At 72.0% G+C, this 24,902-nt stretch carries 22 protein-coding genes, 1 tRNA gene and 4 pseudogenes; 18 read left to right on the top strand and 9 right to left on the bottom strand.

What is annotated here, in order from left to right; genetic code table 11:
* Positions 1–79: 79 nt before the first annotated feature.
* From ACIPAE_RS12860 to ACIPAE_RS12845, 4 genes are all read right to left on the bottom strand, one after another.
* Positions 80–4,324: a carboxypeptidase regulatory-like domain-containing protein gene (locus ACIPAE_RS12860; protein ID WP_402444874.1), complete on the bottom strand. Its 4,245-nt coding sequence runs from the start codon at positions 4,322–4,324 to the stop codon at positions 80–82.
* A gap of 31 nt (positions 4,325–4,355) precedes the next feature.
* A complete protein-coding gene (locus ACIPAE_RS12855; RefSeq protein WP_402444872.1) occupies positions 4,356–4,697 on the bottom strand; it encodes a sulfurtransferase TusA family protein in 342 nt (113 codons plus the stop codon).
* Positions 4,698–5,597: 900 nt separating this feature from the next.
* Complete coding sequence (locus ACIPAE_RS12850) at positions 5,598–5,768, bottom strand: hydrophobic protein (RefSeq protein WP_329363004.1); 171 nt, start codon at positions 5,766–5,768, stop codon at positions 5,598–5,600.
* Between the two features lie 283 nt (positions 5,769–6,051).
* Positions 6,052–6,318 carry a GlsB/YeaQ/YmgE family stress response membrane protein gene (locus ACIPAE_RS12845; protein ID WP_328471521.1) on the bottom strand — a complete coding sequence of 89 codons (267 nt, stop codon included), beginning with the start codon at positions 6,316–6,318 and terminating at the stop codon, positions 6,052–6,054.
* Between the two features lie 158 nt (positions 6,319–6,476).
* On the opposite strand from ACIPAE_RS12845, the gene ACIPAE_RS12840 reads away from it, so the two are divergent.
* From ACIPAE_RS12840 to ACIPAE_RS12815, 6 genes are all read left to right on the top strand, one after another.
* The gene (locus ACIPAE_RS12840) at positions 6,477–6,824 is read left to right on the top strand and encodes an STAS domain-containing protein (protein ID WP_402444870.1); all 348 of its coding nucleotides are present in this window, start codon (positions 6,477–6,479) and stop codon (positions 6,822–6,824) included.
* A 70-nt stretch (positions 6,825–6,894) separates the two neighbouring features.
* Positions 6,895–7,356, top strand: coding sequence for an ATP-binding protein (locus ACIPAE_RS12835; RefSeq protein WP_366414519.1), 462 nt, complete (start codon positions 6,895–6,897; stop codon positions 7,354–7,356).
* Between the two features lie 285 nt (positions 7,357–7,641).
* Positions 7,642–9,300 carry a PP2C family protein-serine/threonine phosphatase gene (locus ACIPAE_RS12830; protein WP_402444868.1) on the top strand — a complete coding sequence of 553 codons (1,659 nt, stop codon included), beginning with the start codon at positions 7,642–7,644 and terminating at the stop codon, positions 9,298–9,300.
* Between the two features lie 200 nt (positions 9,301–9,500).
* Positions 9,501–10,595: a B12-binding domain-containing protein gene (locus tag ACIPAE_RS12825; RefSeq protein ID WP_402444866.1), complete on the top strand. Its 1,095-nt coding sequence runs from the start codon at positions 9,501–9,503 to the stop codon at positions 10,593–10,595.
* On the top strand, positions 10,592–10,993 hold the full coding sequence (locus tag ACIPAE_RS12820; protein ID WP_329362993.1) for an STAS domain-containing protein: 402 nt from the start codon (positions 10,592–10,594) through the stop codon (positions 10,991–10,993). The genes ACIPAE_RS12825 and ACIPAE_RS12820 overlap by 4 nt, the downstream gene beginning before the upstream one ends.
* A 519-nt stretch (positions 10,994–11,512) precedes the next feature.
* A complete protein-coding gene (locus ACIPAE_RS12815; protein WP_402444864.1) occupies positions 11,513–12,037 on the top strand; it encodes a VOC family protein in 525 nt (174 codons plus the stop codon).
* Between the two features lie 463 nt (positions 12,038–12,500).
* On the opposite strand, the gene ACIPAE_RS12810 is transcribed toward ACIPAE_RS12815, so the two are convergent.
* Positions 12,501–12,830 (bottom strand): LamG-like jellyroll fold domain-containing protein, encoded by a 330-nt coding sequence (locus ACIPAE_RS12810; RefSeq protein WP_402445053.1) that lies wholly within the window; start codon positions 12,828–12,830, stop codon positions 12,501–12,503.
* Here ACIPAE_RS12810 and ACIPAE_RS12805 point away from each other — a divergent pair.
* The 3 genes and pseudogenes from ACIPAE_RS12805 to ACIPAE_RS12795 all read left to right on the top strand — a co-directional run.
* Positions 12,726–13,097: pseudogene (locus ACIPAE_RS12805) on the top strand (hypothetical protein); the annotation flags it as partial. The gene ACIPAE_RS12810 and the pseudogene ACIPAE_RS12805 sit on opposite strands and share 105 nt — an antisense overlap.
* Positions 13,098–13,957: 860 nt before the next feature.
* On the top strand, positions 13,958–14,308 hold the full coding sequence (locus ACIPAE_RS12800) for an RHS repeat-associated core domain-containing protein (RefSeq protein ID WP_402444862.1): 351 nt from the start codon (positions 13,958–13,960) through the stop codon (positions 14,306–14,308).
* 882 nt (positions 14,309–15,190) lie between these two features.
* Positions 15,191–15,559 carry a hypothetical protein gene (locus ACIPAE_RS12795; protein ID WP_402444861.1) on the top strand — a complete coding sequence of 123 codons (369 nt, stop codon included), beginning with the start codon at positions 15,191–15,193 and terminating at the stop codon, positions 15,557–15,559.
* A gap of 169 nt (positions 15,560–15,728) precedes the next feature.
* On the opposite strand, the gene ACIPAE_RS12790 is transcribed toward ACIPAE_RS12795, so the two are convergent.
* Both ACIPAE_RS12790 and ACIPAE_RS12785 read right to left on the bottom strand, forming a co-directional pair.
* Positions 15,729–16,475, bottom strand: a complete 747-nt coding sequence (locus tag ACIPAE_RS12790) for a tyrosine-type recombinase/integrase (RefSeq protein WP_402445051.1) — start codon at positions 16,473–16,475, stop codon at positions 15,729–15,731.
* A 432-nt stretch (positions 16,476–16,907) separates the two neighbouring features.
* Positions 16,908–17,150: pseudogene (locus tag ACIPAE_RS12785) on the bottom strand (winged helix-turn-helix domain-containing protein); the annotation flags it as partial.
* Between the two features lie 205 nt (positions 17,151–17,355).
* On the opposite strand from ACIPAE_RS12785, the pseudogene ACIPAE_RS12780 reads away from it, so the two are divergent.
* Positions 17,356–17,716, top strand: a pseudogene (locus tag ACIPAE_RS12780) (transposase); the annotation flags it as partial.
* A gap of 537 nt (positions 17,717–18,253) precedes the next feature.
* Here the strand turns inward: ACIPAE_RS12780 and ACIPAE_RS12775 are convergent.
* Positions 18,254–18,330 (bottom strand) — tRNA-Pro (locus tag ACIPAE_RS12775).
* 154 nt (positions 18,331–18,484) lie between these two features.
* On the opposite strand from ACIPAE_RS12775, the gene ACIPAE_RS12770 reads away from it, so the two are divergent.
* Positions 18,485–18,778, top strand: a complete 294-nt coding sequence (locus ACIPAE_RS12770; protein ID WP_328471618.1) for a YiaA/YiaB family inner membrane protein — start codon at positions 18,485–18,487, stop codon at positions 18,776–18,778.
* A gap of 76 nt (positions 18,779–18,854) precedes the next feature.
* On the opposite strand, the gene soxR is transcribed toward ACIPAE_RS12770, so the two are convergent.
* Positions 18,855–19,319: a redox-sensitive transcriptional activator SoxR gene (gene soxR / locus ACIPAE_RS12765; protein ID WP_329362989.1), complete on the bottom strand. Its 465-nt coding sequence runs from the start codon at positions 19,317–19,319 to the stop codon at positions 18,855–18,857.
* 54 nt (positions 19,320–19,373) lie between these two features.
* Here soxR and ACIPAE_RS12760 point away from each other — a divergent pair, with 54 nt between their 5' ends.
* From ACIPAE_RS12760 to ACIPAE_RS12730, 7 genes and pseudogenes are all read left to right on the top strand, one after another.
* Positions 19,374–20,105, top strand: coding sequence for a transketolase (locus ACIPAE_RS12760; protein WP_402444858.1), 732 nt, complete (start codon positions 19,374–19,376; stop codon positions 20,103–20,105).
* Between the two features lie 105 nt (positions 20,106–20,210).
* Positions 20,211–21,113, top strand: a complete 903-nt coding sequence (locus ACIPAE_RS12755; RefSeq protein WP_402444856.1) for a transketolase family protein — start codon at positions 20,211–20,213, stop codon at positions 21,111–21,113.
* Positions 21,114–21,360: 247 nt separating this feature from the next.
* Positions 21,361–21,948: pseudogene (locus ACIPAE_RS12750) on the top strand (cysteine hydrolase family protein); the annotation flags it as partial.
* 133 nt (positions 21,949–22,081) lie between these two features.
* Complete coding sequence (locus ACIPAE_RS12745; protein ID WP_402444854.1) at positions 22,082–23,020, top strand: GlxA family transcriptional regulator; 939 nt, start codon at positions 22,082–22,084, stop codon at positions 23,018–23,020.
* A gap of 103 nt (positions 23,021–23,123) precedes the next feature.
* Complete coding sequence (locus ACIPAE_RS12740) at positions 23,124–23,717, top strand: DUF4291 domain-containing protein (protein ID WP_329362982.1); 594 nt, start codon at positions 23,124–23,126, stop codon at positions 23,715–23,717.
* 77 nt (positions 23,718–23,794) lie between these two features.
* Complete coding sequence (locus ACIPAE_RS12735; RefSeq protein WP_402444852.1) at positions 23,795–24,004, top strand: hypothetical protein; 210 nt, start codon at positions 23,795–23,797, stop codon at positions 24,002–24,004.
* 188 nt (positions 24,005–24,192) lie between these two features.
* A complete protein-coding gene (locus tag ACIPAE_RS12730) occupies positions 24,193–24,849 on the top strand; it encodes a DUF309 domain-containing protein (RefSeq protein WP_402444850.1) in 657 nt (218 codons plus the stop codon).
* Positions 24,850–24,902 lie beyond the last annotated feature (53 nt).

Raw genomic sequence — 24,902 nt, 5'->3', positions numbered from 1 at the left:
GTTTCACCGGCGGTGTCTCGTGCCGGCCGAGGCGCCGGGTGCGGCGGGACGTTCCCGCCGCACCCGGCCACCCGCGGTCTCAGCCGCAGGAGTTGACGGGCTTGAGGGCGAAGTCCGCGGTTTTCACACCTCCCGCGGTGATCTTCACCTTCGCCGTCTGGGGCTGCCGCCCGCCGGCGGTCGCGATGACGGTGAGCGGGTTGTTCTTCCGGTCCGCCCACAGTGCGTAGCGGCCGTCGGCACCGGTGGTCAGCGTCCAACTGCCGGCCGCCCCGTCGATCTGCACCAGTGCGCCGGGCAGCGGGGTCGTGGTGCCGTCGCACTGCGCGGTCGACACCAGTCCGGTGACCTCGCCCCAGCTCTTGGGCGGGGTCACGTCCATGGTCACGTCGACCGGGCCGACGGTGTACGGGGTGTTCTGGCGGAGTGTCAACTGTGCTCCGTAGGTGCCCGGTTGGCTCACCACAGCGGAGTTGACCGTGACGGCGATCTTCACCGACGCGCCCGGCGCGAGGTTCGCGCTCGCGGGTGTCTCGCCGAGCCAGTCGACGTCCGCCGACCCGCACTGGTCCCAGCCCGGCAGGACCTCCGCGACCGGCGCGATCTGGGACGGCCCCACCGAGCCGCCGACCTTGTAGAAGCCGCAGGCCGCCCCGCCGCGGTAGGTGGCCGCGTTCGAGTTGGGCAGCGGCGTCCAGGTGCGGGTCTGCGGGTCGAGAGCGAAGCCCTGGTTGGTCAGGACGGTGCTGCCCGAGGTGACACCCCCGGAGACGACCAGCCGGTCGTCAGCGGTGCCGTAGGCGCTGCCCCACAGGTCGATCGGCAGGTCGGGCAGCGGGGTCCAGGAGTCGGAGCCCGGTTCGTACACCCAGCCCTTGGTGGTGCTGACGCTGCTCAGGTCCAGGCCCCCCGCGCAGTAGACCGCGCCGTCCAGACCGCCGCAGGACAGCCACGAGGTGGGGGCGGGGTAGGACGCCGCCACGGACCAGGTGTTCGAGACCGGGTCGTAGACCTGCACATCGGTGTGGCCGCAGTTGCTCTGGTCGCAGCCGCCGACCACGTACAGCTTTCCGTCCAGCACAGCGGCGCCGGCGGCCGCGTACGGGTGCGGCATCGCGGCTTTCTGCGACCAGGTGTCGGTCACCGGGTCGTACGCCTGGAGATTGGTGATCGGCCGGCCGGTGCTGTCCCAGCCGCCTGCCGCGTAGAGCGTGCCGCCGATGAAGCCGCCGACCGGGCGCTCGCTCGGGACGGGCAGGTCGGCGATCGATGACCAGGTGGCGGTGGCCGGGTCGTAGGCGTAGCCGTCCGGCACCGCGTCCACGCCCCGGGTGCCGCCGACGGAGTAGATCACGCCGTTGAGGGAGGCGGCCAGGTTGTCCTGGACCGCCCTGGGCAGGTCGGGAAGGGTCTGCCAGGGCGCGGCGGACGGCGAGGCGGTCCTCGGGGTGGCGGCCGGGCCCGCCGCGCGCCGGGCGAGCGGTGTCCCGGCGTAGTGGCCCTTGATCCGCTGGGTCGCGGGTCCGGCCGGGGCGGTGGTCGAGGCGGGGCTGCTGACCGTACCGGTGAGCGAGGTGAAGGTGCCGTCCCGCTCGCCGAGTTGCACGCTCGCCGGGGCGGTCCCGGTGTTGGTGATGGTGAACGTGCCGGTGCCGGCCTTGCCCAGGGCGACGCTCCGCGTCACCGGGCCGCCAACGGTGAGCCGGCCCGCCGCCAGCGCGGTGCCGGCCCTGACCACGGCGTCGGCCTTGACGGTCACCGGGACCGATGCCGTCGTGTAGCCGGCGGCGGCGACCTTCAGTGCGTGCTTGCCGGTCAGCGAGGAGAACATCTGGTAGAAGCCGTCGCCGAGCGCGGTGTCCGCGCCGGTCGGCGCGGTCGTGGCGGAGTCCAGCGGCTGGTCGGCGCTGGTGATCTTCGCGCCGTCCACGGCCTTGCCGGTGTTGCTGTCGGTGACCCGGCCGATGACCAGGCCGCCCGCGACCGGCGCGCACGCCCGGGTGCCCAGGTAGGCGTCGTCCACCTGCCACCACCGGTCGTAGTCGTAGGAGTTGGCGTAGCGGAACCGGATCTGGGCCTTGGGCTGGTGGGCGGCCTGCGGCAGCGGAACGGTCTCCATCTGGCCGCCGACGTGGCTCTGGTGCCAGACGGTGTTCCAGGTGGTGCCGCCGTCCAGGCTCAGGTCCACGTAGGCGGAGCCCCCGTAGGCCTCGTTGTAGTCGGAGCGGAAGCCGAGCACCGGAGCGTCCTGGCCGCTGAGGTCGGTGGACGGGCTGGTCAGCGTGGTGGTCAGGGACAGGCCGAGGCCCGCGTACTGGCCGTCGACGATGGCGAAGCCGCCCCGGCCGCCGGTCTGGTTGCCGCGGGTGGCGGGGTCGTCGAAGGTCCAGCCGGCGACGCTGGTCCGCGGTGTGTCCACGGTCCAGCCGGTGGGTGTCGAGCCGGTGTCGAAGGTCTGGCTCAACCCGGTGTAGGCGGCGGCGTAGCCGGGGGCGACACATGCCGTCGCGTCCACGGCGAGCGCGGTGTCGTGGACGGTGTCCGCGGTGCCGACGGTCACGGTGTCGTCCGCCGCGGTGTAGCCGGCCGCGACCGCGCTCACGTGCAGCGTGTAGTCCGAGCCCTGCGGCAGCCGCACGCTGTACGCGCCGGTCTTCGGGTCGGTGTACACCGGTGCGCCCGGGCGGCCCCCGACGGCCACCGTGGCGTAGAGCGGCCAGCCGTGCCCGCTGCCGTCGGTGACCTTGCCGCTGAGCGTGGCCATCGGCTCCGACGTCAGGGCGACGTCCTCGGCGGTGGTACCGCCGTCGGTGACGGACACCCCGTCCAGGGTGCGAGCGGCGTATCCGTAGGCGGTCACCTTCAGGTCGTACCGGCCCACCGGCAGGCCGAGCCGGTACGTGCCGTCCTTCCCCGTGGAGACCGTGCCCGCGGACGTGGCGACCGTCGCTCCCGGCACCGGCTTGCCGGTTGCCGCGTCGGTCACCGTGCCGGTGATCTCGCCGTGCGCGCCGGGAATCCCGAAGGCGGCCGTGCCGTGCGGGGTGCCGAGGCCGGTCGGCCCGTCGTAACCGGTGCCCGCGGTGCACAGGTAGCTGCCGCAGCCTCCGTTGCTGCCGTCGACCACGTCGTTCAGGCCGCTGCGGTCGGCGTACGGGTAGGCGGCCGGGTGGTCGCCCGTGGCCGGGGTGCCGGCCAGCGCGTACACGGCGGCGATGATCGGCGCGGCGGCGCTGGTGCCGCCGTAGACCGCCCAGCCGGCGCCGGCCCAGGTGTTGTAGACGGCGACACCGGTCGCCGGGTCCGCGACCGCGGACACGTCGGCGATGGTGCGCTGCGCGCAACCGGTGTCGGACTGGTAGGAGGGCTTGGGAGCGTAGGCCGCGCAGCCGCTGCCGGCGCCGTTCCACGCGCTCTCGCGCCAGCCCCGCGGGTCGCTCGCGTCCTTGACCAGCGAGGTACCGCCGACCGCGGTCACCTGGGAGGCAGCGGCGGGGAATTCGTTGCCGTATCCGTTGTCGCCGGAGCTGACGGTGACCGCAACTCCCGGGTGGTCGTAGTACTTCGCGGCGTCCGCGGCCTCACCGGCGTACTCCGCGCCGCCGTAGCTGTTGGAGACGTAGTCGGCGCCCAACGCCACCGCCTCGTTCACCGCGCTGCCCAGGTTCTCGGTGGTCGGCGAGTCCGCCTCCATCAGCAGGATATGGCACTGCGGGCAGGCCGCACTGACCATGTCCACGTCCAGCGAGATCTCGCCGGCCCAACCGCTGTCGCTGACCGGGTAGGTGACGCCGCCGCGCTGGTCGGACTTGCGGAAGCAGCCGTTGGCGGTGGTGCAGGGCGGCAGGCCGTACTGGCTGCGGTAGACAGCCAGGTCCGCTTCGGCGTTGGGGTCGTCGTAGGCGTCGACGACCGCGACCGTGGCCCCCGCGCCGGTGTCGGTGGGCAGGTCGTAGGCACTGTCGATGTCGTTGGGCGACAGGCCCGAGGGGGCGGTGTCCGTACCGGCGGCGTTGGGCCGCTGAACGCCGCGCAGCGGCGCGACGTCGTCGCGCACCACGGCCAGACAGGCCATCTGGCGCGGCTTGGTGGGCTTGGCGCACAGCTCGTGCGTGGGGTGGGCGGCAGGAGCCGAGGCCGGGGCGGCGGTCGGGGCAGCGGTCGGGGCAGCGGTCGGGGCAGCCGAAGCGACGGCCGGGGTGGCCACGGCGAGCCCCGCGGCTATCGCCAGTGCCACGAGGGGCGGCAGCAGTCTGCGGGCGAAGCCGCGCCACTGCGGCTGACGGCCGGCCCGCGGCGGGTCGGCCGACTTTCGACGGAACATGCGGTGTCTCCCTGCTGATGGCGGAGTGGGCTTACTCATGGGGGCCGCGGGACAGGGCCTGTCCCGCGGAACCGGGTTCCGGGTGCGCGCCGATCCGGATGACGAAGCGGGCGACGGCGTCGCCGTCGTGAGTGCGGGTCAGCCGGTCACCGTTGCGGGCGCACCAGGCCGGGACGGCACAAACGGCCTCGGGGTGGGAGGTCGAGACCTCGAGCAGCGCGCCCGGTGGGAGCGCCGCGCGGCGCCGCTCCAGAGCGGCGCGCAGTCGGGACCACGGCTCCTCACCGCCGTCCACCACGGCGAGCGGCTGGTCGGCGCCGCCGGGTGGGTCGGCGGGAGCGGAAGTCGGGTCGGGTGGACAGGGATCGGGCACTGAGCGGTCCTCGGACGTGGGGTACCAGGGCTCACCGAAGGTACGGTCGAAGGGCGTTACTCGTGTGTTACTGCGCTCGGCCGCACCTCACCGGATGACGGGCGGCCGGTCCGATGCCTGCGTGTGGCGCGGCTTGACGTCACTCCCGGGTCCCTCCACGAGGGTTCTCGCTCTCGTCGCTCTCGTCGCTCTCGTCGCACCGGAAGCGAGGTCGCCGAGGTCGCCGAGGTCGCCCGGCTCCTGGGCATCGGCGACCGGGCGATCCATGCCCGGCGACGCCGGCGCCTCATCGACACGGGGCAGTCGCCCGGCACGCTGCTGGTTCTCTCGGAACGTCCACCTGTCCGACGCCTGCGCCCGGTCGGGCCGTTGCACGCCACGGGCGTCGAGGTTCTCCCCGGTACCGGCGCACCCCACCTCGGTGTCCCCACCTCGGTGTCCCGGGCCTCGCTCACGGCGCCGGCCCGCACGACGAGCCGCGCCCGCTCGGGCCGGCGCTCTGGAGTCCGGTCGGGGCGCTCAGCGCGGCGGCGCGGCGTACCGCCGACCGGTCCGGCCCCACCGACCGGTCCGGCCTTACCGACCGCGGGCGAATCGAGCCTGGCGCCGCGGCTGACCTGGTACTCGTGGAGGGTGACCCGACCTCGCGGCTCTCCTCGACACCGAACACCCGCGCGGTGGGGCGTCGGGGGCGTTGGGGGCACCGGGGGCAGCAAGGGCAGCGGGGGCGTCGGGGGCACCGCCTGGCACCGGCCGAGGTGACGGGGCGTCAGGAAGCCTGAACGCCCGTGCGGCGGCCCTCACCCTCGCACGCGCGCGCGTGCCCGCCCCGAGATGTTCCTCGGGGCGGGCACGCGTGGGGCCGCGGGTTCGGTCACCGCGAACGCGGTGACGCTTCGTCTACCAGCGGTACCAGCGCCCGCGGTTGCCGCCCGATCCGGTCGAGCGCAGGAGGAATCCCAGCGCCCAAAGGACCAGCACCACGATGCCGATCCACAGCAGCAGTTTCACCGCGAAACCCGCACCGATGAGAATCAGTGCCAGCAGGAGAACAATGAGCAACGGTGCCATGATGGTGAACCTCCGAGAATTGGTGTGCCCGGGAGTCGCCGGCCGATTCAGGGGATTCCTGTGACAACTCAGGCGAGGCAGTACCCGTGGTGCGGACAAGTGGTACGCCGACGCCCGCGCTACCGGGCGGTCGGGAAATGCGATGAGCCCCTGAGGCGGGAACCTCGGTTCCCGGCGTCCCCGGGACGTCGACGACGCGGGGGGTGTGCCGGACCGGTCAGGCGCGCGGACACGGGCGGAGCCGGGTGTCAGGGCGCGGGCCGGACCCGCCGGGGTGCGCCGGTCAGGCGCGTCGGCCGTTGGTGACGGCCCGGTGGATCGCGAGCAGGATCATCGATCCGGCGATCGCCGCGATCCAGGTGGACAGGTGGAAGAACCCGTTGATGGAGTGCACGTGGAAGATGACCTTCCCGAGCCATCCGCCGAGCAGTCCACCGAGAATTCCGATGACCATCGTGATGATGATGCCGCCCGGGTCGCGGCCCGGCATGAGCGCCTTGGCGATGGCGCCCGCCAGCAGTCCGATGATGATCCAGGCAACAATACCCATGACGCGCTCTTTCTCCGTTTCCGACGATCCCTGACAGCGACCGTCTTTACCGGCGCTGGACTTTCAAACACCCGTTCCCCGCGAAGCATCGGATGATCGGCCCGGGGTATCGTCCCGAGCACCGTGCGAAGAGACCGCGACAAGTGGGGGAGGCAGGTATGGCGGGGCAGGGCGCGGAGGTGTCCGCCTGGGCCGCAGGCGGCGGGGTGTGGATGGTGAGGATCGCGGGCGATCTGGACGAGTCCCGCACGGCGGCGATGTCGGACGCGCTACGGCGGGGCCTGGACACCGGTGGACGGCGCACCGTGGTGGACGCCTCGGACGTGGCGTTCGCGGACTCCTCGGTGCTGCACACACTCCTCCAGGCCAGAGCCGCATACGTCGCCACGGAGGTCGAGTTGGTGATCGCGGGGCCCAGCCTGGCGGTACGCCGGCTGCTCGACGTGACCAACACGGCCTCGGCGTTCGTCCTGGCGGACAGCCTGCGGGAGGCGATGACGTATTGACGGCGCGCGCTCGGTGACGGCGGGGAACCCGGTGGCGTGCCGTTGCGCGCACCGGGTAGACAGGCCCCCAGTGAGCGGGGAAGCAGCAGGTGATCAGCACGGCGCGGGTACGGGCATCGGGTCCGGCGGCGCCGCGGGATCGCCGAGCGCGCTTCCCCGGTCCAGCGCGGACGCGCGGGCGGCGGTCCTCGCTCTGCTGGAGCGGCGCTTCTGCGCTCCGGCGGCCGACTGGAGGGAGACCGTGGTGGTGGCGGATGTGCTGCTGGTCACGTCGGAGCTGGTCACGAACGCCAACCGGCACGGCGGCGGCCTGACCCGGTTCTCCGCGGAGATCGACGGGGACGCGCTGCGGTTGTACGTCGGAGACGCCAGCCCCGAGCCCCCGGTCAGCCCGTCCGGACCGGACGCGGCCGAGGACATGCCGAGGATCGGCGGGTACGGCTGGCAGATGGTCTGCCGGCTGGCCCACGAGGTGACAGTCGTCACCCACCGCGCGGGCAAGACGATCTCGGCCGTGCTCCCTCTGGTGTAGCCGGCACGGCCGGTCCGGGGCGGGTGCCGGGACCTTCCGCCAGGCCCCTTCCGCCCCGGCCCCTCGGCCCTCGTCCCGCAGGCGGGCGGCGCCGTCGTGCCTGACCCGGACGTGGTCCGGAGCCGGCCCGGAGCGCGCCCGCGCGGTGCCGAAAGCCTCCGGTGCGGCGCGCCGTTGGGACGGGGGCCGGTTGCCATCGGGGCGGGACATGCAGGATGGTTGCCGGGTGGCAACGATTTCGTCGAGTCGATGAGGTGAGGGATTCGCACAGCGGGTCCTCAGCATATGGTCTCCACCAGAGCGCAGACCGGCGCCGGACCGGAACACGGTTCTCCGTGGCGCCGTGCCCCCTATCCCGTCCTGGTCGTTGACGGCCGGGACACGATCGTCGTGCGGAACGACTCAGCCGAGGCGCTGCTGCCAGGGGCCCGCCCCGGGACGCGCTTCGCGGACTGGGCGCCGGACTGGCTGTCCGCCGCGCACAACGCCGTGCGGGCGGCCCGCCCCCGCCCGGCCGGCTCCGCGGCGGCCGAACCGCTCTCGGGCCTGATCGGCGAGCGGAGCTTCGAGGCGTACCCGCGGGCGCAGGGCGACGGCACGGTGGTGTGGTGGCTGGTCGACGACACCGAACTCCGGCTGGTGCGGGAGGCGTTGCGGCTGGAGCGTGAGCAGACCGCGTTCCTGACCAGGGCGTCGAGCACCCTGCTGTCCTCGCTCAACATGGTCCGCTGCATGGAGGTGATCGCGCACCTGGCCTCGGAGCACCTCGCCGACGCGGCACTGGTCGTCGCGCCGGCCCGCGGGGCCCGACTGCCGATGGTGACCTGCCTGCGCGGCGGAGACACCGTACGGACCCACGCGCCGGTCGACCCGGACGAAGTGCCCGGCCTGGGCGAGGCGTTGCGCGGCTTCCCGCCGATGCCCTCGCGGTGGATCGACCCGTCGGCCGCGCCCGACTGGCTGGTGCCCGACGGGTTCGGCCCGGCCGGTTCGATCGTGGTCACCCCGCTGCCCGGCCACGGCGTACCCGCCGGCGCGCTCGTCCTGCTGCGCCGCTCGGGTGATGCGCCGTTCACCGACAACGAGGAGGTCTGCGCCCGGCTGTTCGCCGCCCGCGCGGGCGTCGCGATGTCGGCCGCCCGCCTGTACGCGGAGCAGTCGTCGATCACCGAGACGCTGATGCAGGAGCTGCTGCCCCCGTCGCTGCACGAGGTCTCCGGCGTGGACTTCGCCGGCGGCTACCGGCCGTCGGCGGACCACGAGCGGATCGGCGGGGACTTCTACGACGTGCACCCCGCCGTCGTCGACGGCGAGCCGTCGCTGGTCGCGCTCGGGGACGTGTGCGGCAAGGGGCTGGAAGCCGCCGTGCTGACCGGGAAGATCCGCAACACGCTGCACGCGCTGCTGCCCATGGCCGACGACCACCAGCGGATGATCGGCCTGCTCAACACCGCGCTGCTCAACTCCCGCCACAGCCGGTTCGCCACCCTGGTGCTGGCCTCCGCGGTACGGAAGGGCAGCGGGGTGGGCCTGCGGCTGACCAGCGCCGGTCACCCGAGCCCGCTGATCGTCCGCGCGACCGGCGCGGTGGAGGAGGCCAGGACCCGGGGCACCCTGGTGGGCGCCCTGCCCAGCGCGCCCGCCCGCACCGCGAGCATCACCCTCGCGCCCGGCGAGTCCTGCGTCCTGTACACCGACGGGATCACCGAGGCCAAGGGAGGACCGATGGGCGGCACGCAGTTCGGCGAGGAACGCCTCCAGCGGGCCCTGTCGGAGTGCGCGGGCATGCCGGCCGAGAGCGTCGTCGAACGGGTCCAGATGCTCGCTTCGGAGTGGGTGGGGAAGGGCTCCCACGACGACATGGCCGTCGTGGTGATCTCCGCGCCCCGCAGCCACCATCTCATCGCGGTGAACGGCCACACCCGGGGCCGCTTCACCGCGTGATGCCGCGCCTGGTGAACGCCGCAGCTCGTGAACGCCGCACCTGGTGAACACCGCACATCCTGACCGCCGGGCTCCTGACCGCCGGGCTCCGGCCCGCCGGGCCGCGCGTGCGCCCGGCGGGAGGCGGCGGCACGGGCCCGGCGGCCGCGCGCCGGGCCGCGGGGTGCGGTGAACGCGCGCATTCAGGGCAGATGCGTTGCATGAGAACCAGTACACGGGACCGCCTTCCGGACAGCGGTGTGGTCGAGCGGTTGGTCGACGAGCTGTGGGAGGCCGTCGTGGCGACCCACGAGCGGAGGGCCACCGACGTGGTGCTGCGCGCGCTCGCGGACGGCGTGCACCCGGAGACCCTCCTGCTGGACGTGATCGCCCCGGTGCAGGGCAAGGTGGGCGAGGAGTGGGCCGCCAACCGCCTCAGCGTGGCCCAGGAGCACGCGGCGACAGCCATCAACGAGCGGGTCGTCACCGCGCTCACGCTGCACGCCGCCCCGGACGCCGCGCCCGACCAGGGCCGGATCACGGTGTCCTGCGTCGACGGGGAATGGCACGCCCTGCCCGCCCGCCTGCTCGCCGAGGTGCTGACCCTGCGCGGCTGGCAGGTGGACTACCTCGGCGCCCAGGTCCCCACCCCGCACCTGGTCGGCCACCTGCACCGCACCGACGCCGACGCGGTCGCCCTGTCCGGCTCGATCGCGGTCCGGCTGCCCACCGCGCACGCCGCGATCACCGCCTGCCAGGCCATCGGCGTACCCGTGCTGGTCGGAGGAGCCGCCTTCGGACCCGGGGGCCGCTACGCCCGGCTGCTCGGCGCCGACGCCTGGGCGCCCGACGCCCGCGCCGCGGCCGACCGGCTCGCCCGCGGCCCGCTGCCCCGCCCGCAGCCCGACCACCAGCCGGCCGACGACCTGCCGCACCTGGCCGACCAGGAATACACCATGGTCACCCGCAACAGCGCCTCGCTCGTGCGCACCGTCCTCGCCTCCCTGGAGGAGGCGTTCCCCGCCATGCGCGGATACAGCGCGGCACAGCGGGAGCGTACGGCGGAAGACCTCGCGCACATCGTGGAGTTCCTCGCCACCGCCCTCTACCTGGGCGACGCGGAGCTCTTCACCGGGTTCGTCACCTGGACCGCCGGGATACTCACCGCTCGCGGCGTCCCCGCGCACAGCCTGCCGCCGGCCCTGGGCATCCTGGCCCGCGAGCTCAAGGACTTCCCGCGGGCCGTCAACATCCTCGAACAGGCCCTCGACACGTTCGCCACCGCCCCTCGCACCATCGCCGGGAAGCCCCTATGACGATGACACCCCCCGCCCATCTGCGCCTGACCACGGTCGACACCGAGGACACCGTCCGGATCGAACTCCACGGCGACCTCGACTACGACAATGCCGACCGCCTCGTGGCCGCCGTGACGGAGAAGCTTGCCGAACACCCGCACCTGGACGACCTGCACCTGCACTGCGCCGAACTCGGCACCGTCGACACCATGGGGCTGTCCGCCCTGCTGATGATCCGCCGCCGCACCGGCGAAGCCGGCGTCCGCCTCCACCTGGACGAGCGCGGCACGCGGCTGGACCGCCTCCTGGCTGTCACCGGTACCCTCGAACACCTCACGGCGCCGGTGGCCGGCACGGACGAGACCGGCGCGGACGAGACCCCCCGTGACGAACGGGGAGGCGACGGTGCCCCGTAGCGCCGGGCCGGACACCACCCCCTGACGGCGAACTCCCCGGCCTCCCCCGGCCGCTCCCGGCCGCCCCCGGGCGCGCAGAACCGGGACCCATCGACGGGGAGCCCCTGCCAGCACCAGACGTCGCCTCAGGAAGCCTCTCCGAGGAGGCCGCCCGGCCTGCCATCGCCTCCGCCATCGCCCCCGCTTCCCCGTCCCAAGTCCGGTTGGCCTCGGGCTTTCACGAGCGGGCTTGTGCGGGTCCGCGCGGGGGCGCGCGCCCAACTCACGGCGGACAGCGACGAACGCGGACCCGGCGCCGTCTCCGCAGCCTGATCCGCCCGCCCGGTGGCGTCAATTGGGTACTCGACGCGTACTCGGCGCGTACTCGACGCGGGGCACCTCGGCGGCGTAGACGGGGCGGGACAGTGGGACGGTCAGGGTCATTGATGTGCTTTGCGCACATGAATGTGCCTTTTGTGACGCCCTCGTTGCTTCCCTATGGTGGGGCTACGCACTAGTCGTAACCAATCGAGGAGCGACATGCCGGTCCAGCGTCTCAACCATGCCGTGCTCTATGTCCGCGACGTCGAACGCAGCGTCGCCTTCTACTCCGACCTGCTGAAGTTCCGCACCGTCTTCCGCCTCCACGCCGACGGCGGCAAGGTGCCCGAGGGCGCGTTCGTGCAGGCCGAGGGGTCTTCCAACGACCACGACCTCGCCTTCCTCCAGACAGCGGACCCGGCTTCCCCGCAGAGCCCGGGCCGATACCCCGGGCTCGCGCACCTGGCGTGGGAGGTGGACACCCTGGCCGAACTCCGGCAGATCCGCGACAAGCTGCTGCGGGCAGGTGCGCTGGCCCACGAGATCGACCACGGCACCACCAAGTCGCTGTACGTCAAAGACCCGGACGGCCTGGAGTTCGAAGTGTGCTGGCTGGTGCCCGCCGAAAGGATCGACGAGGTGGACCGCGAGGCCTTCACGCCGCTCGACCTGGACGCGGTCATCGCACAGTTCGGAGCCGACCTCCCGGGCGGGACCGGCATCTCCGCCCCGGCCCGCCACTGAACCGGCGAACGCCGTTCGCCCCTGGAGCCCCGCGGCGTCTGCGGATCGCGCGGTGGCGTGCCCGTGGACGCGAAGAAGCCCGCTGGGCTGGAGCGATGTGCTCCGCCAGCGGGCTTCCCCGTCTGTCGGGGCGACAGGATCTGAACCTGCGACCCCCTGACCCCCGGTGGGGCATATTCGCCCTGTCCCGGATGAACGGGGCGTGCGGTACGTACGGATACGCGATCGCTCACCACCGGGCGCGCGGGATGCGGCCCCGAACGGTCCCCCAGCAAATACCTGCGAGCTGCACGAGGCGCGTACTCACCGGGGTTCCCGCGGGTCGACCTCTGACGGTCAAGAGAGAGCCTCGGTCGAATCCGGCTGTCATGAGACCTGCTTGCTGGGGTCCGTAGCCCTGTCCGCCCGATCCTGGTTGCCGAGGGAGCGGGCGGACACGTGACCGATCAACTACGGTTCCGGCTCAGTCGAGTTGGGCGGCCTTCGGGCTGTCGGCCATGTTCACGGCGTCCGCGAGGGGCAGCGCCGTGTCGTAGACGTGTACGTCGCTGATCTCGCCGTCGGCGTACTCGCCGTAGCCGCCGGTGAATTGGCGGCGGCCGATTTCGAGTGGTCCGGCGGCGTTCCAGTCGGTGCCCGTCCAGTGCGTGGTGGCGGCTTTGCTGCCGTCGACGTAGAGGGACATGGTGTGGGCGGTGGAGTCGTAGACGGCGACCAGGCGGGTCCACTTGCCGACGACGGGTGTCGTGGGGGCGCGTCCGTGTCGTACGTGTACGACGGCGACGGCAACCAGACCTCCCGCACCGACGCGACCGGCACCACCACCTACCTGCCCGACGCCCTGGACCGCGAGACCGCGCGCACGCTGCCCGACACCTCCACCACGGTGCTCACCTACGACCCGGCCGGCAACGTGCAGACCTACACCGACCCCACCGGGCAGGTCGTCTACGGCTACGACGACGCCAACAACCTCCACACGTTGAAGGACCCCTCCGGAGCGACCACCACGTACACCTACAACAACGACAACGTCCTGACCACCACGGCCTACCCCGGTGGGACGACGCAGACGATCGGCCTGGACAACTCCAACCGGCCCAAGTCCGTGACCGCCAAGGCCGGCTCCACCACGCTGGTCGACCTCGCCTACACCTACACCACCGGCCCCAGCGGCAAGGACGGCACGCTGATCCACACCAGCAAGGACAACCAGGCCGGCAAAACCCTCACCTACACCTACGACGCGCAAAACCGCCTCACCTACACCGCCGAAACCCCGGGCAGCGCGATGTGGCTGGAATGCTACGACGCCGCCGGCAACCGCACCTCCCACTCCGGCGACAAGAGCACCTGCCCCGGTGAGACCACCTACGGCTACAACGACGCCTCCGAACTGACCTCCAAGTCCGGCTCCACCACCGGCTGGTCGTACAAAGCCGACGGCGACGAGACCGCCGGCAACTCCGCCGGCGGCCCGCGCACCAACGAGACCTGGTCGGACTTCAACCAGCCCACCGCCCTGACCGTCACCCCGGCCTCCGGCCCCGCCACCACCTACTCCGTCACCTACGCCGGCACCGACGCCGCCGAACGCGCCACCTTCACCGCAGGTGCCACCACGACGACCTTCCACAACGGCCCGGAGGGCCTGGCCGCCTCCACCACCGCGAGCGTGGACACCGGATTCACCCGCGAGCCCGGGGGCACACTCAACTCCATGAGGACCGGGGGCAAGTCCTACTACTACCTCACCGACGCCGACGGCTCCGTCCTCGGCCTGGTCGACAACACCGGCACCCGCGTGGACACCTACGCCTACGGCCCCACCGGCCTGTACCGCACCACCCCCACCCAGACCGTCCCCCAGCCCTACCAGTTCCAGGGCGCGCCTACCTCGACCCCACCGGCCTCTACGCCATGGGCGCCCGCTCCTACGACCCCACCCTCGCCCGCTTCACCCAAACCGACCCCTCGGGCCAGGAAACCAACCCCTACACCGCCTTCGCCAACAACCCCGCCAACAACACCGACCCCAACGGAACATTCAGTCTCCTCAAAGACTTCGAAACAGCTTTCGTTTCGGCCGCGTTCGGACTTACCGTGGGAGCCCTGGCTGGCCCCATTGTGGGAGCAGCGGCCGCAGGATGCGCCGGAGGAGCGGTAGGTGCAGCCTTCGGTGGGGGATCCCTTGTGGACGATGCCGAGTCATGCGGTGTTTGGGGCGTCACGGCGGGCGTGGGTGCCTGGGCGTTGGGCCTTATCAGCTAGCAAAAAGAAGGGGGAAGTTGGTGACGCGTCGTAGTGCTCCTCAAGGTCGCCTTCGTGTCCGCTTGTCCTCAATCGGCCTGCTGCTATGCATCGTGGTGGCTCTCCTCAATGGCCTCCTCAATCCAGTCCCCCTAGTTCTGGTTCTGGTGGGAATCTGCGCAGTGATGTCCCTCGTCGGAATCCTCACCGGGCTGCGCCATAGGTAGGGCGGAAATCCTGGCGTGGCCCTGCCCGCGTACTTTGGGCCGGGCCACGCCTCCGGCGACGTCGGCGAGGGTGAACCGCTGCTGGGCATCGCCCGTGACAACGCCGCTGAGGGCGATCTGCGCCTCACGCGGCCGGCGGGGGAGCTGGCTGGCCGCGCTCGCGCTCGCGCTCGCAGAGCCGAGCACCCTGTCACGATCACCGCAGCGGCTAATGCGGCTACGACGACTCACCCGATCCAGGAATCTGCCATGACACCCATTGGAACGCCTCATCCGTCTCCAGCGAGCTGACTTTGCACGATCCCCCGAGCGAGGCGCGGGACGTCTTCTGGGGGCCTACCCACCGCCGCGCGGGCCACTATCTCCAGACCGGCATCGACGCCTGTGCGCGCACGCCTACGGATCTGTTTCGGTCCGCGGGACTGTTGGTTCCTATGACCCGGAGACTTGGGATATGACGCCCAAGTCGAGCATTGGCCATACCTTCTTCCCTGAAGGCTGGGGCCCTAAGGAAATCCAGGCCGCTGGTGAATATCTCTTCGCAAATGGGGAGTACAGCAACGCGGGCACTCGTGTAGCCGGTCCGTACAGGGGCGTCGAGATGATAGGGTACCTGGAAAAAGGTGCTGATGGCCTGTACTCGCCTTCCACCTTCTTTCCGACGGGAGGATGAGCCATGGCTGAGAATCAGGTGACGTGGGATTTCGCCTATGCGGGTGGAGTCTGGCAGCCCACCCGCACCCCGCAGGCGGACGCCAACTTGCTCGTGGCCATCGAGACGTTGGCGATTTCTTTCGGCAAACGGGCTTATGCTGTCTGTCAATTTCTCGAAGCGCTTGACGGGCTGGCACCCTCTTCCCCCAACTCCGGTACCGTCAATACCACCACCGCATACGTCAAGAAGTCCGAAGGTGGTGGCTTCGAGATTTGCGACAAGTATGGGCAGTTCGATAATGTCGCCATTTCGGAAGCGGAGTTGCGCTCTGCGCTCTCTGCTCTTCTGGTGAGAATTCAAACGGATTTCCCGGAAATCGATCAATCGTGATCCAATTTCGCTTTGTTGTTGTCGAACTAGTCGGTTCCGGCGAGCTCGATATCTAGTACCGATCTTTCAATCTTTGATCTTCGACAGGCGACTGAAGCCCCATCGGATTTTTTTCCGGTGGGGCCACTGTGGTCTGTGGGGTGGTTTGACGGCAACGCTGACGGCAACGTCAGTGGACGGCGATCCCATCTGTTGGGGGTTCGTCGTCCCGGGAGCCCTTTTCTACGGGGTCGGTGAGGGCGTTGCCGAGGGCTTCGATGGCGTCGTGTTGGAGGCGGAGGCGGACGTGTGCGTAGATCTCGGCGGTGATCGAGATGTGTGCGTGGCCGAGAAGGTCTTTGATCACGATGAGTTCGACGCCCTGTTCCAGGAGCAGGGTGGCGCAGGTGTGTCTGAGGTCATGAAATCGGATGCGGCGTACGCCTGCCTGGCCGAGGAGCACCCGGAAGCGCGCGGTGACCGAGGTCGGAAGCAGCGGATTGCCGTTCGGGGTGGTGAAGATCGGCCCTGAGTCGTGCCAGCCTTCCCCGCTGGCGCGGCGTTCTGTCTGCTGGGCGCGGTGGTGCTGGCTCAGGGCGGTGATGCAGGCGTTGGGGAGGGCGATGCGCCGTTCCGAGGCGAGGGTCTTGGTGGGGTAGAGGGCGGTGCCGCCGCCGGCGGGGGCGTGCTGGAGGGTGCGGCGGACGCTCAGGGTTCGGGTGCGGGTGTCGAGGTCGGTCCAGGTCAGGCCGAGGAGTTCGCCGCGGCGCATGCCGGTGCGCAGGGCGAGTTCCCACAGAGCGTGGAGTCGATCGTCCTTTACGGTCTTGAGGAAGCGTCGGGCTTCGTCGGCGGTGAGTGGTTCGAAGCGGCGGTGTTGGATCGGTCCGATTTGGACAGCTCGGACGACGTTGCGGGGGATGCGTTCCTCGCGCACGGCGTGTTGGAGAGTGGAGCCGAGGATGGCGTGGATGTACTGGACGGTGCGGGGGGAGAGTCGCTTGCCGCAGCACTTCCCGATAGCGCAGCAGCGCGGGGCGCGATGCGGGTAGTAGCGGTTAGGCCGTGTTTTGGAAGTCCCTCCCCCCCTGCCTTCGGCGGGGGAGGTGCCCCCATCCCGTGGCGCCTGGCACGCACGCTCGCTTCGTTGTCGGGCTTGTCCGAGTAGGCCCACTACGAGGACAACCCTCCGCCTTGCGATCGCACGCACCAGACGCCACGGGCCCCGCCCTTTTGGGCGGACGGCGCTACTTCCAAAACACGGCCTAGCCTTCCGCGCGTGGCCAGACCTCCTTGACCCACCCGGCTTTACGGCGTTGTGGTCCCTTTCCATGGCGCGTCGGGCCGGGACCTGGCAGGACCAGCCGTCGCGGACCAGCAGTTTTCGTACGCCCTGGATGGTGTAGGTCAGGTGGAAGCGTCGCCCGATCACGGTCTTGACCCGGGGCAGGGTCCAGCGCTGGTCCTCCCAGCCGTGCGCGGCCGGCCCCTTCGCCAGCTCCGTCTCCAGCTGGGCGAACTGCCTCTCGCTCAGCCTCGGCAGCGACGACGGGCCCTGCGACCGCAATGAGCGTGGACCGCCCTCGGCCCACGTGTGACGCAATCGCTGCATCGACCGGACACTGACTCGCAGGTCTCCGGGGATCGACGTACAGCCTTCACCCCAGGCGAACCGCTCAGCCGCCGCAAGTCGTAACTCCTCGCGCTTGCGATGCCGTCCGGCGGTCAGCCCCCCAACCGATACCGCATCCTCCCGGGATACCGCAGACAGGCACCGAACGTCAGCCCCTACGACTCCACGAGTTCAATTTCAGTAACTGTCGAAATCACAGGTCAGCGCGATGGCCAAGCACCTGGACGAACAGGTCGCGGCCTTCGTAGCCGTCCGCTGGACACGGGGCCGTACGCGTTCGTCCGGGTGGACGCCCTGACGCAGAAGGTCCGGGAAGGCGGCCGGGTCACAGGCGTCCGCGCGCTAGTCGCGGTCGGGGTCAACGCCGACGGGCACCGCGAGATCCTCGGTCTGGACGTGACCACCGCCGAGGACGGCGCCGCCGGCCGGCGTTCCTGTGCTCCCTGACCGCCCGCGGCCTGGGCGGAGTCCAGCTCGTGATCTCTGACGCCTACACCGGCCTGGTGGGCGCGATCGCACAAACCGCCGTACACCAGAGACTCCGGCCCGCAGGAACCCCGCTGGGGGCTGGTCTTCGCCGGCTCCGACGGAGCACCACTGCGACCGCAGCGAGTGCTGGACCCAATCCGCCACCGAAGCGATGAAATCGGTCTGTCCCGCATCGGCCTGCACGACCTGCGCCACCCCACGCTGGCCACCACCGTCAACCTCTACGGACACCTCATGACATACGCCGCCCACGACGCCACCACCGCGCTGGCCGCCGCCCTCGACCAAGCCGACCACGAACGCGCCCAGCGCCCTCAAGCCCCCGGCACGCGGCGACTCGCCGCCCGAGGGTCCTCAAGGAGTGACGGCACGTCAGCGCCCCACCGTGCGCGGGTGTTGTCGCCCCTACGCGACAACACCTGGGATACCAGAAACCCCGTCGTCGACAGAAAACGCGAACGCGCAGGTCAAGCCCGGGTGGGCCCACCGAGCGCATCACGGCCGACGCGACAACGTGCGACAACCGCAGGCAGAGAACCGAAGAAGGCCGCTCCCGCATTTCTGCGGAAACGGCCTCCGGCCTGCGAAATCGCTGGTCGGGACGACAGGATTTGAACCTGCGACCCCCTGACCCCCAGTCAGGTGCGCTACCAAGCTGCGCCACGTCCCGGTGCTTGATCTTCCGGGGCGGGCCCCGGGTTGATCGCGCAGGGAAACAATACCGCACTTGGGGAGGTGGTCGCTCGCACCGTGGGGACGGGGCAGGGGGAGGGTTGAGTAGGCGTACTCATGTGGGGCGGGTCACGGGCGGGGAGGGTGGAGGCATGACCAAGGTGATTCCGCAGCAGCAGACGACTGCCGCGTATGCCGCGCAGGCCGCGATCTCGTTCGGGCTGGCGCTGGGGGCGATGGTGGTGGGGGTGGCGTACCTGCCGGTGGACGCGTGGGTGAGGGCGTTCCTGGCGGTGGGGCTGCTCTATGTGGTGACGGCGACGTTCACCCTGTCGAAGGTGGTCCGGGACCGTCAGCAGGAGGGGCAGGTGACCAGCCGGGTGGACCAGGCCCGGTTGGACAAGCTGCTCGCCGAGCACGACCCGTACAAGGTCGAGGGGATGTAGCCCGGGGAAACCGGGGGAACCGGGGGAGCGGATACGAGGACGCGCCCCGGGGGAGGGGGCCGGGGCGAGCGGGGGTTCAGCGCGCCGGGGGACTGTCGCCCAGCAGATAGCGGGCGCCGGGCCCCTGGTGCGCTGCCGTGTCGTCCGGGTTGTACAGCCCGCAGCGGGTCAGGGACAGGCAGCCGCAGCCGACGCAACCGGTGAGCTGCTCCTTGAGCCGCTGGAGCTCGGCGATCTGCGCGTCGATCCGGCGCTGCCAGGTGCGGGCCACCCGGCTCCAGTCGGCGGAGGTGGGCACGTGGTCGACGGGCAGGTGCGCGAGGGCGTCGCGGACCTCCTCCAGGCTCAGCCCGATCCGCTGGGCGGCGCGGACGAAGGCCAGCCGGCGCAGGGTGGCGCGGCGGTAGCGGCGCTGGCCGCCGGAGGTGCGCTCGGCCTGGATGAGGCCGATCTCCTCGTAGTAGCGCAGCGCGGAGGTGGCGTTGCCGCTGCGGGCGGCCAGTTCGCCGATGGTCAGGCGGTCGCGGGTGGAGAGGCTCACGGCGTCCAGGGTAGCGCTTGACTTCAAGCGGACTTGAAGTTGCACAGTCGGGGTATGACGACGACGAGAGCCGCCGCACAGGCGGTCGCCGGCCACCCGGACGGGCGACCGTACGGCTACCAGGACCTCCACCCGCTGATGTCGCTGATGAGCGGCGACGAGAAGCACGGCCCCGCGGCCACCTCCACCCTCGATGCGCTGTGGGTGCTGTACGACCGGGTGCTGCGGGTCTCCCCGGAGAGCGCCGACGACCCCGAGCGGGACCGTTTCCTGCTGTCGAAGGGCCACGGCCCGATGGCGTACTACGCGGTGCTCGCCGCGAAGGGCTTCGTGCCGCGCGCGTGGCTGACCGGCTTCGGGGGATACGACTCGCCGCTCGGCCACCACCCGGACCGGACCCTGGTGCCGGGCGTGGAGATCGGCTCGGGCTCGCTCGGGCACGGGCTGCCGCTGGCGGTGGGCAGCGCGCTGGGCCTGCGGGCGCAGGGGCTGACCGATCCGGCGGTGTGGGCGCTGGTCGGCGACGCGGAGATGGACGAGGGCAGCAACCACGAGGCGCTGCAGTTCGCCGGGGCGATGGGCCTGGAGCAACTGCACGTGGTCGCCGTGGACAACCAGTCCGCGACCTACGGCTGGCCGGGCGGGCTCGCCGCCCGCTTCACCATGGAGGGCTGGTCCGCGCTGACCGTGGACGGGCGGGACCACGACGCGCTGTACGAGGCGTTCACCGCGCCGCACCCGGGCCGCCCGCACGCGGTGGTCGCCCGGGTGGAGCCCAAGGACTGAGCCCGCCGCCCATACGGTCCGCCGCCCGTACGGTCCGCCGCCCGGTCCGCCGGCCGGACAGCCGCAACCCCCTTCCCCACCCCACCCCACTTCTCGGAGCACCCCATGGACACCATGCGTGACCGTTTCGGCACGGTCGCCGGCCGCCTTCTCGACGAGGACCCGCGCCTCGCGGTCGTGCTCGCCGTGATCTCCGGCGACCGCTTCAAGGACGCCGCCAAGGCGCACCCGGACCGCGTGATCGACGTCGGCATCCGGGAGCAGCTCCTGGTCAGCGTGGCCGGCGGCATGGCGCTGACCGGCCTGCGCCCCCTCGTGCACACCTTCGCGAGCTTCCTGGTGGAGCGCCCCTTCGAGCAGGTGAAACTGGACCTGAACCACCAGGGCGTCGGCGCGGTGCTCGTGAGCGCGGGCGCCTCGTACGACATCGCGGCCGGCGGACGCACCCACCAGAGCCCGGGCGACGTCGCGCTGCTGGACACCCTCGACGGGTGGACGGTGCACGTGCCCGGGCATCCGGACGAGGCCGAGGCGCTGCTGCGGCACGCCGCGGCCGACGGGGACAACCTCGTGTACGTCCGGCTCAGCGACCAGACGAACCTCGCGCCGCAGCCGGTCTCCCCGGGACGGTTCCAGGTGGTGCGCGAGGGCCGCGCCGGCGTGGTGCTGGCGGTCGGGCCGATGCTGGACGCGGTGCTGGAGGCGACCAGCGGCCGCGACGTGACCGTGCTGTACGCCTCGACGGTACGGCCGTTCGACGCGGCCACGGTGCGCGAGGCGGTGGCGCGTGCGGCGGCGCCCGACCTGGTGCTGGTCGAGCCGTACCTCGCGGGCACCTCGGCGGACTTCGCCGGCCGGGCGCTGGCGGACGTGCCGCACCGGGTGCTGTCGCTGGGCACGCGGCGCGAGGAGTTGCGCCGCTACGGGTCCCCGCGGGACCACATCGCCGCGCACGGGCTGGACGCGGCCGGGCTGCGCGAGCGGATCGACGGGTTCCTCCGGCCGTAGCGCACCGAAGCGGGCCGTAGCGAAGCGGGCCGTAGAGAAGCGGACCGCACTGCGGCGGACCGTAGCGCACCCGCACCCGCACCGCACCGCAACCCGCACGGCACCGCCCCCGCGCCGCAGCCCGCCCTGTGGCCCTGCACCGGGAGCCGCCGAGGACCGGACCGCCCGGACCCGGTGACCTGATCCGTCCGCATCCGGACCCGATGGGGCCTGTCGCCGTCCGCGGCGCGGCCGTCAGGCTCGGGGCATGACCCGAGCACTGATCGTCATCGACGTCCAGGAGTCCTTCCGCGCCCGCCCGCTGTGGCAGTCCATCTCCGACCCGAGGATCGCCGAGCGGGTGGACCGGCTGGTCCGGCTCGCCCGGCGGGCCGGGGACCTGGTGGTGTGGGTGCTGCACACCGAGCCTGGCAGCGGCGACACGTTCGACCCGGCGCTGGGACACGTCCGGCTGATGGGGGAGCTGCGGCGCCTGGACGCCGAACCGCTGCTCCACAAGACCTCGCACAACGCCTTCACCACCACCAACCTGCAACAGCTCCTCACCCGGCACGGCGTGCGCGAGCTGACCGTCTGCGGCATCCGCACCGAGCAGTGCGTGGAGACCACCACCCGGGTCGCGAGCGACCTCGGCTACCAGGTCACCTTCGTCGTCGACGCCACCGCCACCAACCCCATCCCGCACCGCGACGCGCCCGCGGGGCAGAGCGTCGCCGAACTGCTCGCGGACCCGCGGACGTTGAGCGCCGAGGAGGTCATCAGCCGCACCGAGTACGCGCTCGCCGGACGCTTCGCCACCATCGCGACCGTCGAGCAGTTGGAGGAAGCGGCCGAACGCTCGGGCACGGGGGCCGAGCGCTCGGACCCGGCGGCGGGCACACCCGCGGGTGCGGCTCCGTCCTCGGGCGCGGCGGCGGGCACACCCGCGGGTGCGGCGGTGGGCGGGCGTTCGGCATGATGGCCGGATCGTGAGCCGCGTCGTCTTCTTCCTGGTGCCCGGGGTCCATCTGCTCGACCTGGCCGGACCCGCGCAGGTCTTCTCCACGGCCGCGGACTTCGGGCATCCCAGCACGCTCGTCTACGTCGCCGAGCGGCCGGTGGTCCCGACCGCTCAGGGGCTGCCGGTGGTGGCCGGCACCGAGTGGCCCCGCCTCGGCCCGGAGGACCTGATCGTGGTGCCCGGCTGGCGGGTGTCCGTCCCGGCGGCGGGGCCTCGTACCGGCGTCGGGGTGGGCGGCCCCGCCATCGGCGCGGCCGCCCTGCGCGCGCTGCGGGACCACCACGCCGGGGGCGGGACGGTGGCCGGCGTGTGCGTGGGCGCGGAGGCGCTCGGCCGGGCCGGGCTGCTCGACGGGCGCCGCTGCACCACCCACCACGAGGTGCAGGACGAGCTGGCCCGCCGGCACCCCGCGGCCGTGGTGGTCCGCGACGTCCTCTACACCGCCGACGACCGGGTGGTCACCTCGGCCGGCATCGCCAGCGGCATCGACCTGGCCCTGCACCTGGTCGCTGGCCGGCACGGGCCCGCCGTCGCCGCCCAAGTGGCGCGGGACATGGTGCTGCACACGCGGCGCAACGGCCACGAACCGCAGGCCAGCGCCATGTTCAGATACCGCTCCCACCTCGACGACGCCGTGCACCGCGCCCAGGACGTGCTCGACGCGAGGTTCGCCGAGCCGTTGCCGCTGCCGGTCCTGGCCGGGGCCGTGGGGGTGAGCGAGCGCACCCTCACCCGACTGTTCACCCACGCCACCGGCGGGCTCACCCCGCTGCGCTACCAGCAGGCCCTCCGCCTCGAACGCGCCGAGCACCTCATCGGCCACGGCGCCACGGTCGAGGCCGCCGCCCGCGCGGTCGGCTTCGACGACCCCCGCATGCTGCGCCGCCTGCGGGCGCGCGGGAGTTGACCGCTTCGTCCGGACCTCGTCCGTTGCTCCGTACTCGTACCCGTACCCGTACCCGTACGTAAAAGGGTGGCGCCCGCGATTCCGAACGCCGAGGCTGGGCAGCGTGGACATACCCCGACAGCAGATCCGCGCCGTGCACACGGCCTCGACGGTGACCGTCTACCAGGCGTACGCGCCGGAGATCGGCGGACCGGCCGTCCGGCACGGGCGATTCCCCGCGGCCTGGAAGCGGGACCGTATGACGTGGATCAAGCCGTCCTTCCTGTGGATGATGTACCGCTGCGGGTGGGGCACCAAGGAGGGCCAGGAGACCGTGCTCGCGGTCGAGATCACCCGCGACGGCTTCGAATGGGCCCTGGAGCACGCCTGCCTGGCCCACTACGACCCCGCGCTCCACCCCGACCACGACGCCTGGAAGCGCGAGCTCAAGCGGGCCCCGGCCCGGGTCCAGTGGGACCCCGAACGCGACCTGCACCTGCGGCCGTTGCCGCACCGTTCGCTGCAACTCGGCCTCGCGGGCGACGCCGCGCGCCGCTACGCCGACGAGTGGACGGTCGCCGTCACCGATGTCACCGCGCTCGCGCACGAGGTCCACGCCCACGTGCGGAACGGGGAACTGGAAGCCGCCCGGCACCTGCTGCCGGCGGAGCGCCCCTACCCCGAGCACGGCCAACTCCTCGCCAGGGTGCGGGGATGAGCCCCACATAAGGGGAGAGCGGCCACTTCGCCCGGACCTTTATGCCATCGTGACCTGACGGATGTCAGGGTGTGGCCATGAGCGTAAGAACTGCGGAGGACCACAGACACGACCACAGACCTCTCGCGACGGTCGCGTGCGACGAGCGCGCCGGCAGCCCGGGCCTCGGCTTCGGCACCGGCCCGGGTTTCGGCACCGGACTCGGCACCGACGGCCACGCGGACGGGCCGTTCACCTTCGCCGGGCTCATCGCCCGTGTGCAGGCCCTCAACAGACGGGGCCGGTGAGCAGCGCGGACCGGGTACGCGTCGGCGGATCTCCCCGGCTCCGAGGCACCGCCTCTCCGGCGCCCCCTCCGGCACCGCCCTTCCCGTACCGCCCCTCCCGCACCGCTTCCGCGGCACCCACCGAGCCGGTCGCTCCGGACGGCGGGCCGCTGACCCACCCGCGCGCCACCGCGCGGCACAATTGCCGGATGGACCACACGCCGCAGGACGGAGCCCCGGCCGACCGGACGCACGGCGTCTGTGACCGGTGCGGAGCCGTCCGCACCACGCCGGCCGCCGCGCTTTGCGAGCGCTGCGGCGCGGTCCCCGAGCCGGTGGACGAGGCGCCGCACGGCAGGCCCGACCGCCGGGAGCAGGCCACCGACTCAGGCGCGGCGCAAGGGCGTTCCGGGCGTGACCGGGACGTCGACGGCCGGGCGCGCAACAGCCGGCCGCGCGACGGCCTCGGGCGCCCGCTGCCCTACGGCGCGCAGGGCGTGGAGCGCCAGCCGGAGGGAATCCTCCGCACGCCCCGGCAGACCCTGGACGAAGCCCAGCGCCTTCTCGACGACGGCATGCCCTTCCACGCCCACGAGGTGCTGGAGGACATGTGGAAGGCCGCGCCGACCGACGAGCGCGCCCTGTGGCGGGCCCTGGCCCAACTGGCGGTCGGCCTCACCCATGCCGCCCGGGGCAACAGCCGTGGCGCCGCAGCCCTCCTGGAGCGCGCCGCGAAGGGGCTCGCCCCGTACGGGGACCGGGCGCCCTACGGCATCGACGCGGCCGGGCTGGTGCGGTGGGTCGCGGACCGCGACACCGCCGCAGGACCGTCCCCGGCCCTCCGGACACCGCACTCCGCCACCTGACCGGGTCCGGCCGCCACCTGGCCCCGGCCGTCTTCCGACCCCGGCCGTCTCCT

This window comes from Streptomyces sp. NPDC087270 (assembly GCF_044744625.1).
Classification (GTDB): Bacteria; Actinomycetota; Actinomycetes; order Streptomycetales; family Streptomycetaceae; genus Actinacidiphila.
Note: the sequence above shows the minus strand (reverse complement) of the source record. Positions and strands in the feature narration are given on the sequence as shown.

Excerpts from the sequence above, each read along its gene's own strand:
- ACIPAE_RS12755 (WP_402444856.1), top strand. The coding sequence starts at position 20,211 with ATGGACACCATGCGTGACCGTTTCGGCACGGTCGCCGGCCGCCTTCTC.
- ACIPAE_RS12830 (WP_402444868.1), top strand. The coding sequence starts at position 7,642 with ATGGTCTCCACCAGAGCGCAGACCGGCGCCGGACCGGAACACGGTTCT.
- ACIPAE_RS12820 (WP_329362993.1), top strand. The coding sequence starts at position 10,592 with ATGACGATGACACCCCCCGCCCATCTGCGCCTGACCACGGTCGACACC.
- ACIPAE_RS12850 (WP_329363004.1), bottom strand. The coding sequence starts at position 5,768 with ATGGCACCGTTGCTCATTGTTCTCCTGCTGGCACTGATTCTCATCGGT.
- ACIPAE_RS12795 (WP_402444861.1), top strand. The coding sequence starts at position 15,191 with ATGGCTGAGAATCAGGTGACGTGGGATTTCGCCTATGCGGGTGGAGTC.
- ACIPAE_RS12845 (WP_328471521.1), bottom strand. The coding sequence starts at position 6,318 with ATGGGTATTGTTGCCTGGATCATCATCGGACTGCTGGCGGGCGCCATC.
- ACIPAE_RS12860 (WP_402444874.1), bottom strand. The coding sequence starts at position 4,324 with ATGTTCCGTCGAAAGTCGGCCGACCCGCCGCGGGCCGGCCGTCAGCCG.
- ACIPAE_RS12800 (WP_402444862.1), top strand. The coding sequence starts at position 13,958 with ATGGGCGCCCGCTCCTACGACCCCACCCTCGCCCGCTTCACCCAAACC.
- ACIPAE_RS12760 (WP_402444858.1), top strand. The coding sequence starts at position 19,374 with ATGACGACGACGAGAGCCGCCGCACAGGCGGTCGCCGGCCACCCGGAC.
- ACIPAE_RS12735 (WP_402444852.1), top strand. The coding sequence starts at position 23,795 with ATGAGCGTAAGAACTGCGGAGGACCACAGACACGACCACAGACCTCTC.
- ACIPAE_RS12840 (WP_402444870.1), top strand. The coding sequence starts at position 6,477 with ATGGCGGGGCAGGGCGCGGAGGTGTCCGCCTGGGCCGCAGGCGGCGGG.
- ACIPAE_RS12730 (WP_402444850.1), top strand. The coding sequence starts at position 24,193 with ATGGACCACACGCCGCAGGACGGAGCCCCGGCCGACCGGACGCACGGC.
- ACIPAE_RS12770 (WP_328471618.1), top strand. The coding sequence starts at position 18,485 with ATGACCAAGGTGATTCCGCAGCAGCAGACGACTGCCGCGTATGCCGCG.
- ACIPAE_RS12825 (WP_402444866.1), top strand. The coding sequence starts at position 9,501 with ATGAGAACCAGTACACGGGACCGCCTTCCGGACAGCGGTGTGGTCGAG.
- ACIPAE_RS12815 (WP_402444864.1), top strand. The coding sequence starts at position 11,513 with ATGCCGGTCCAGCGTCTCAACCATGCCGTGCTCTATGTCCGCGACGTC.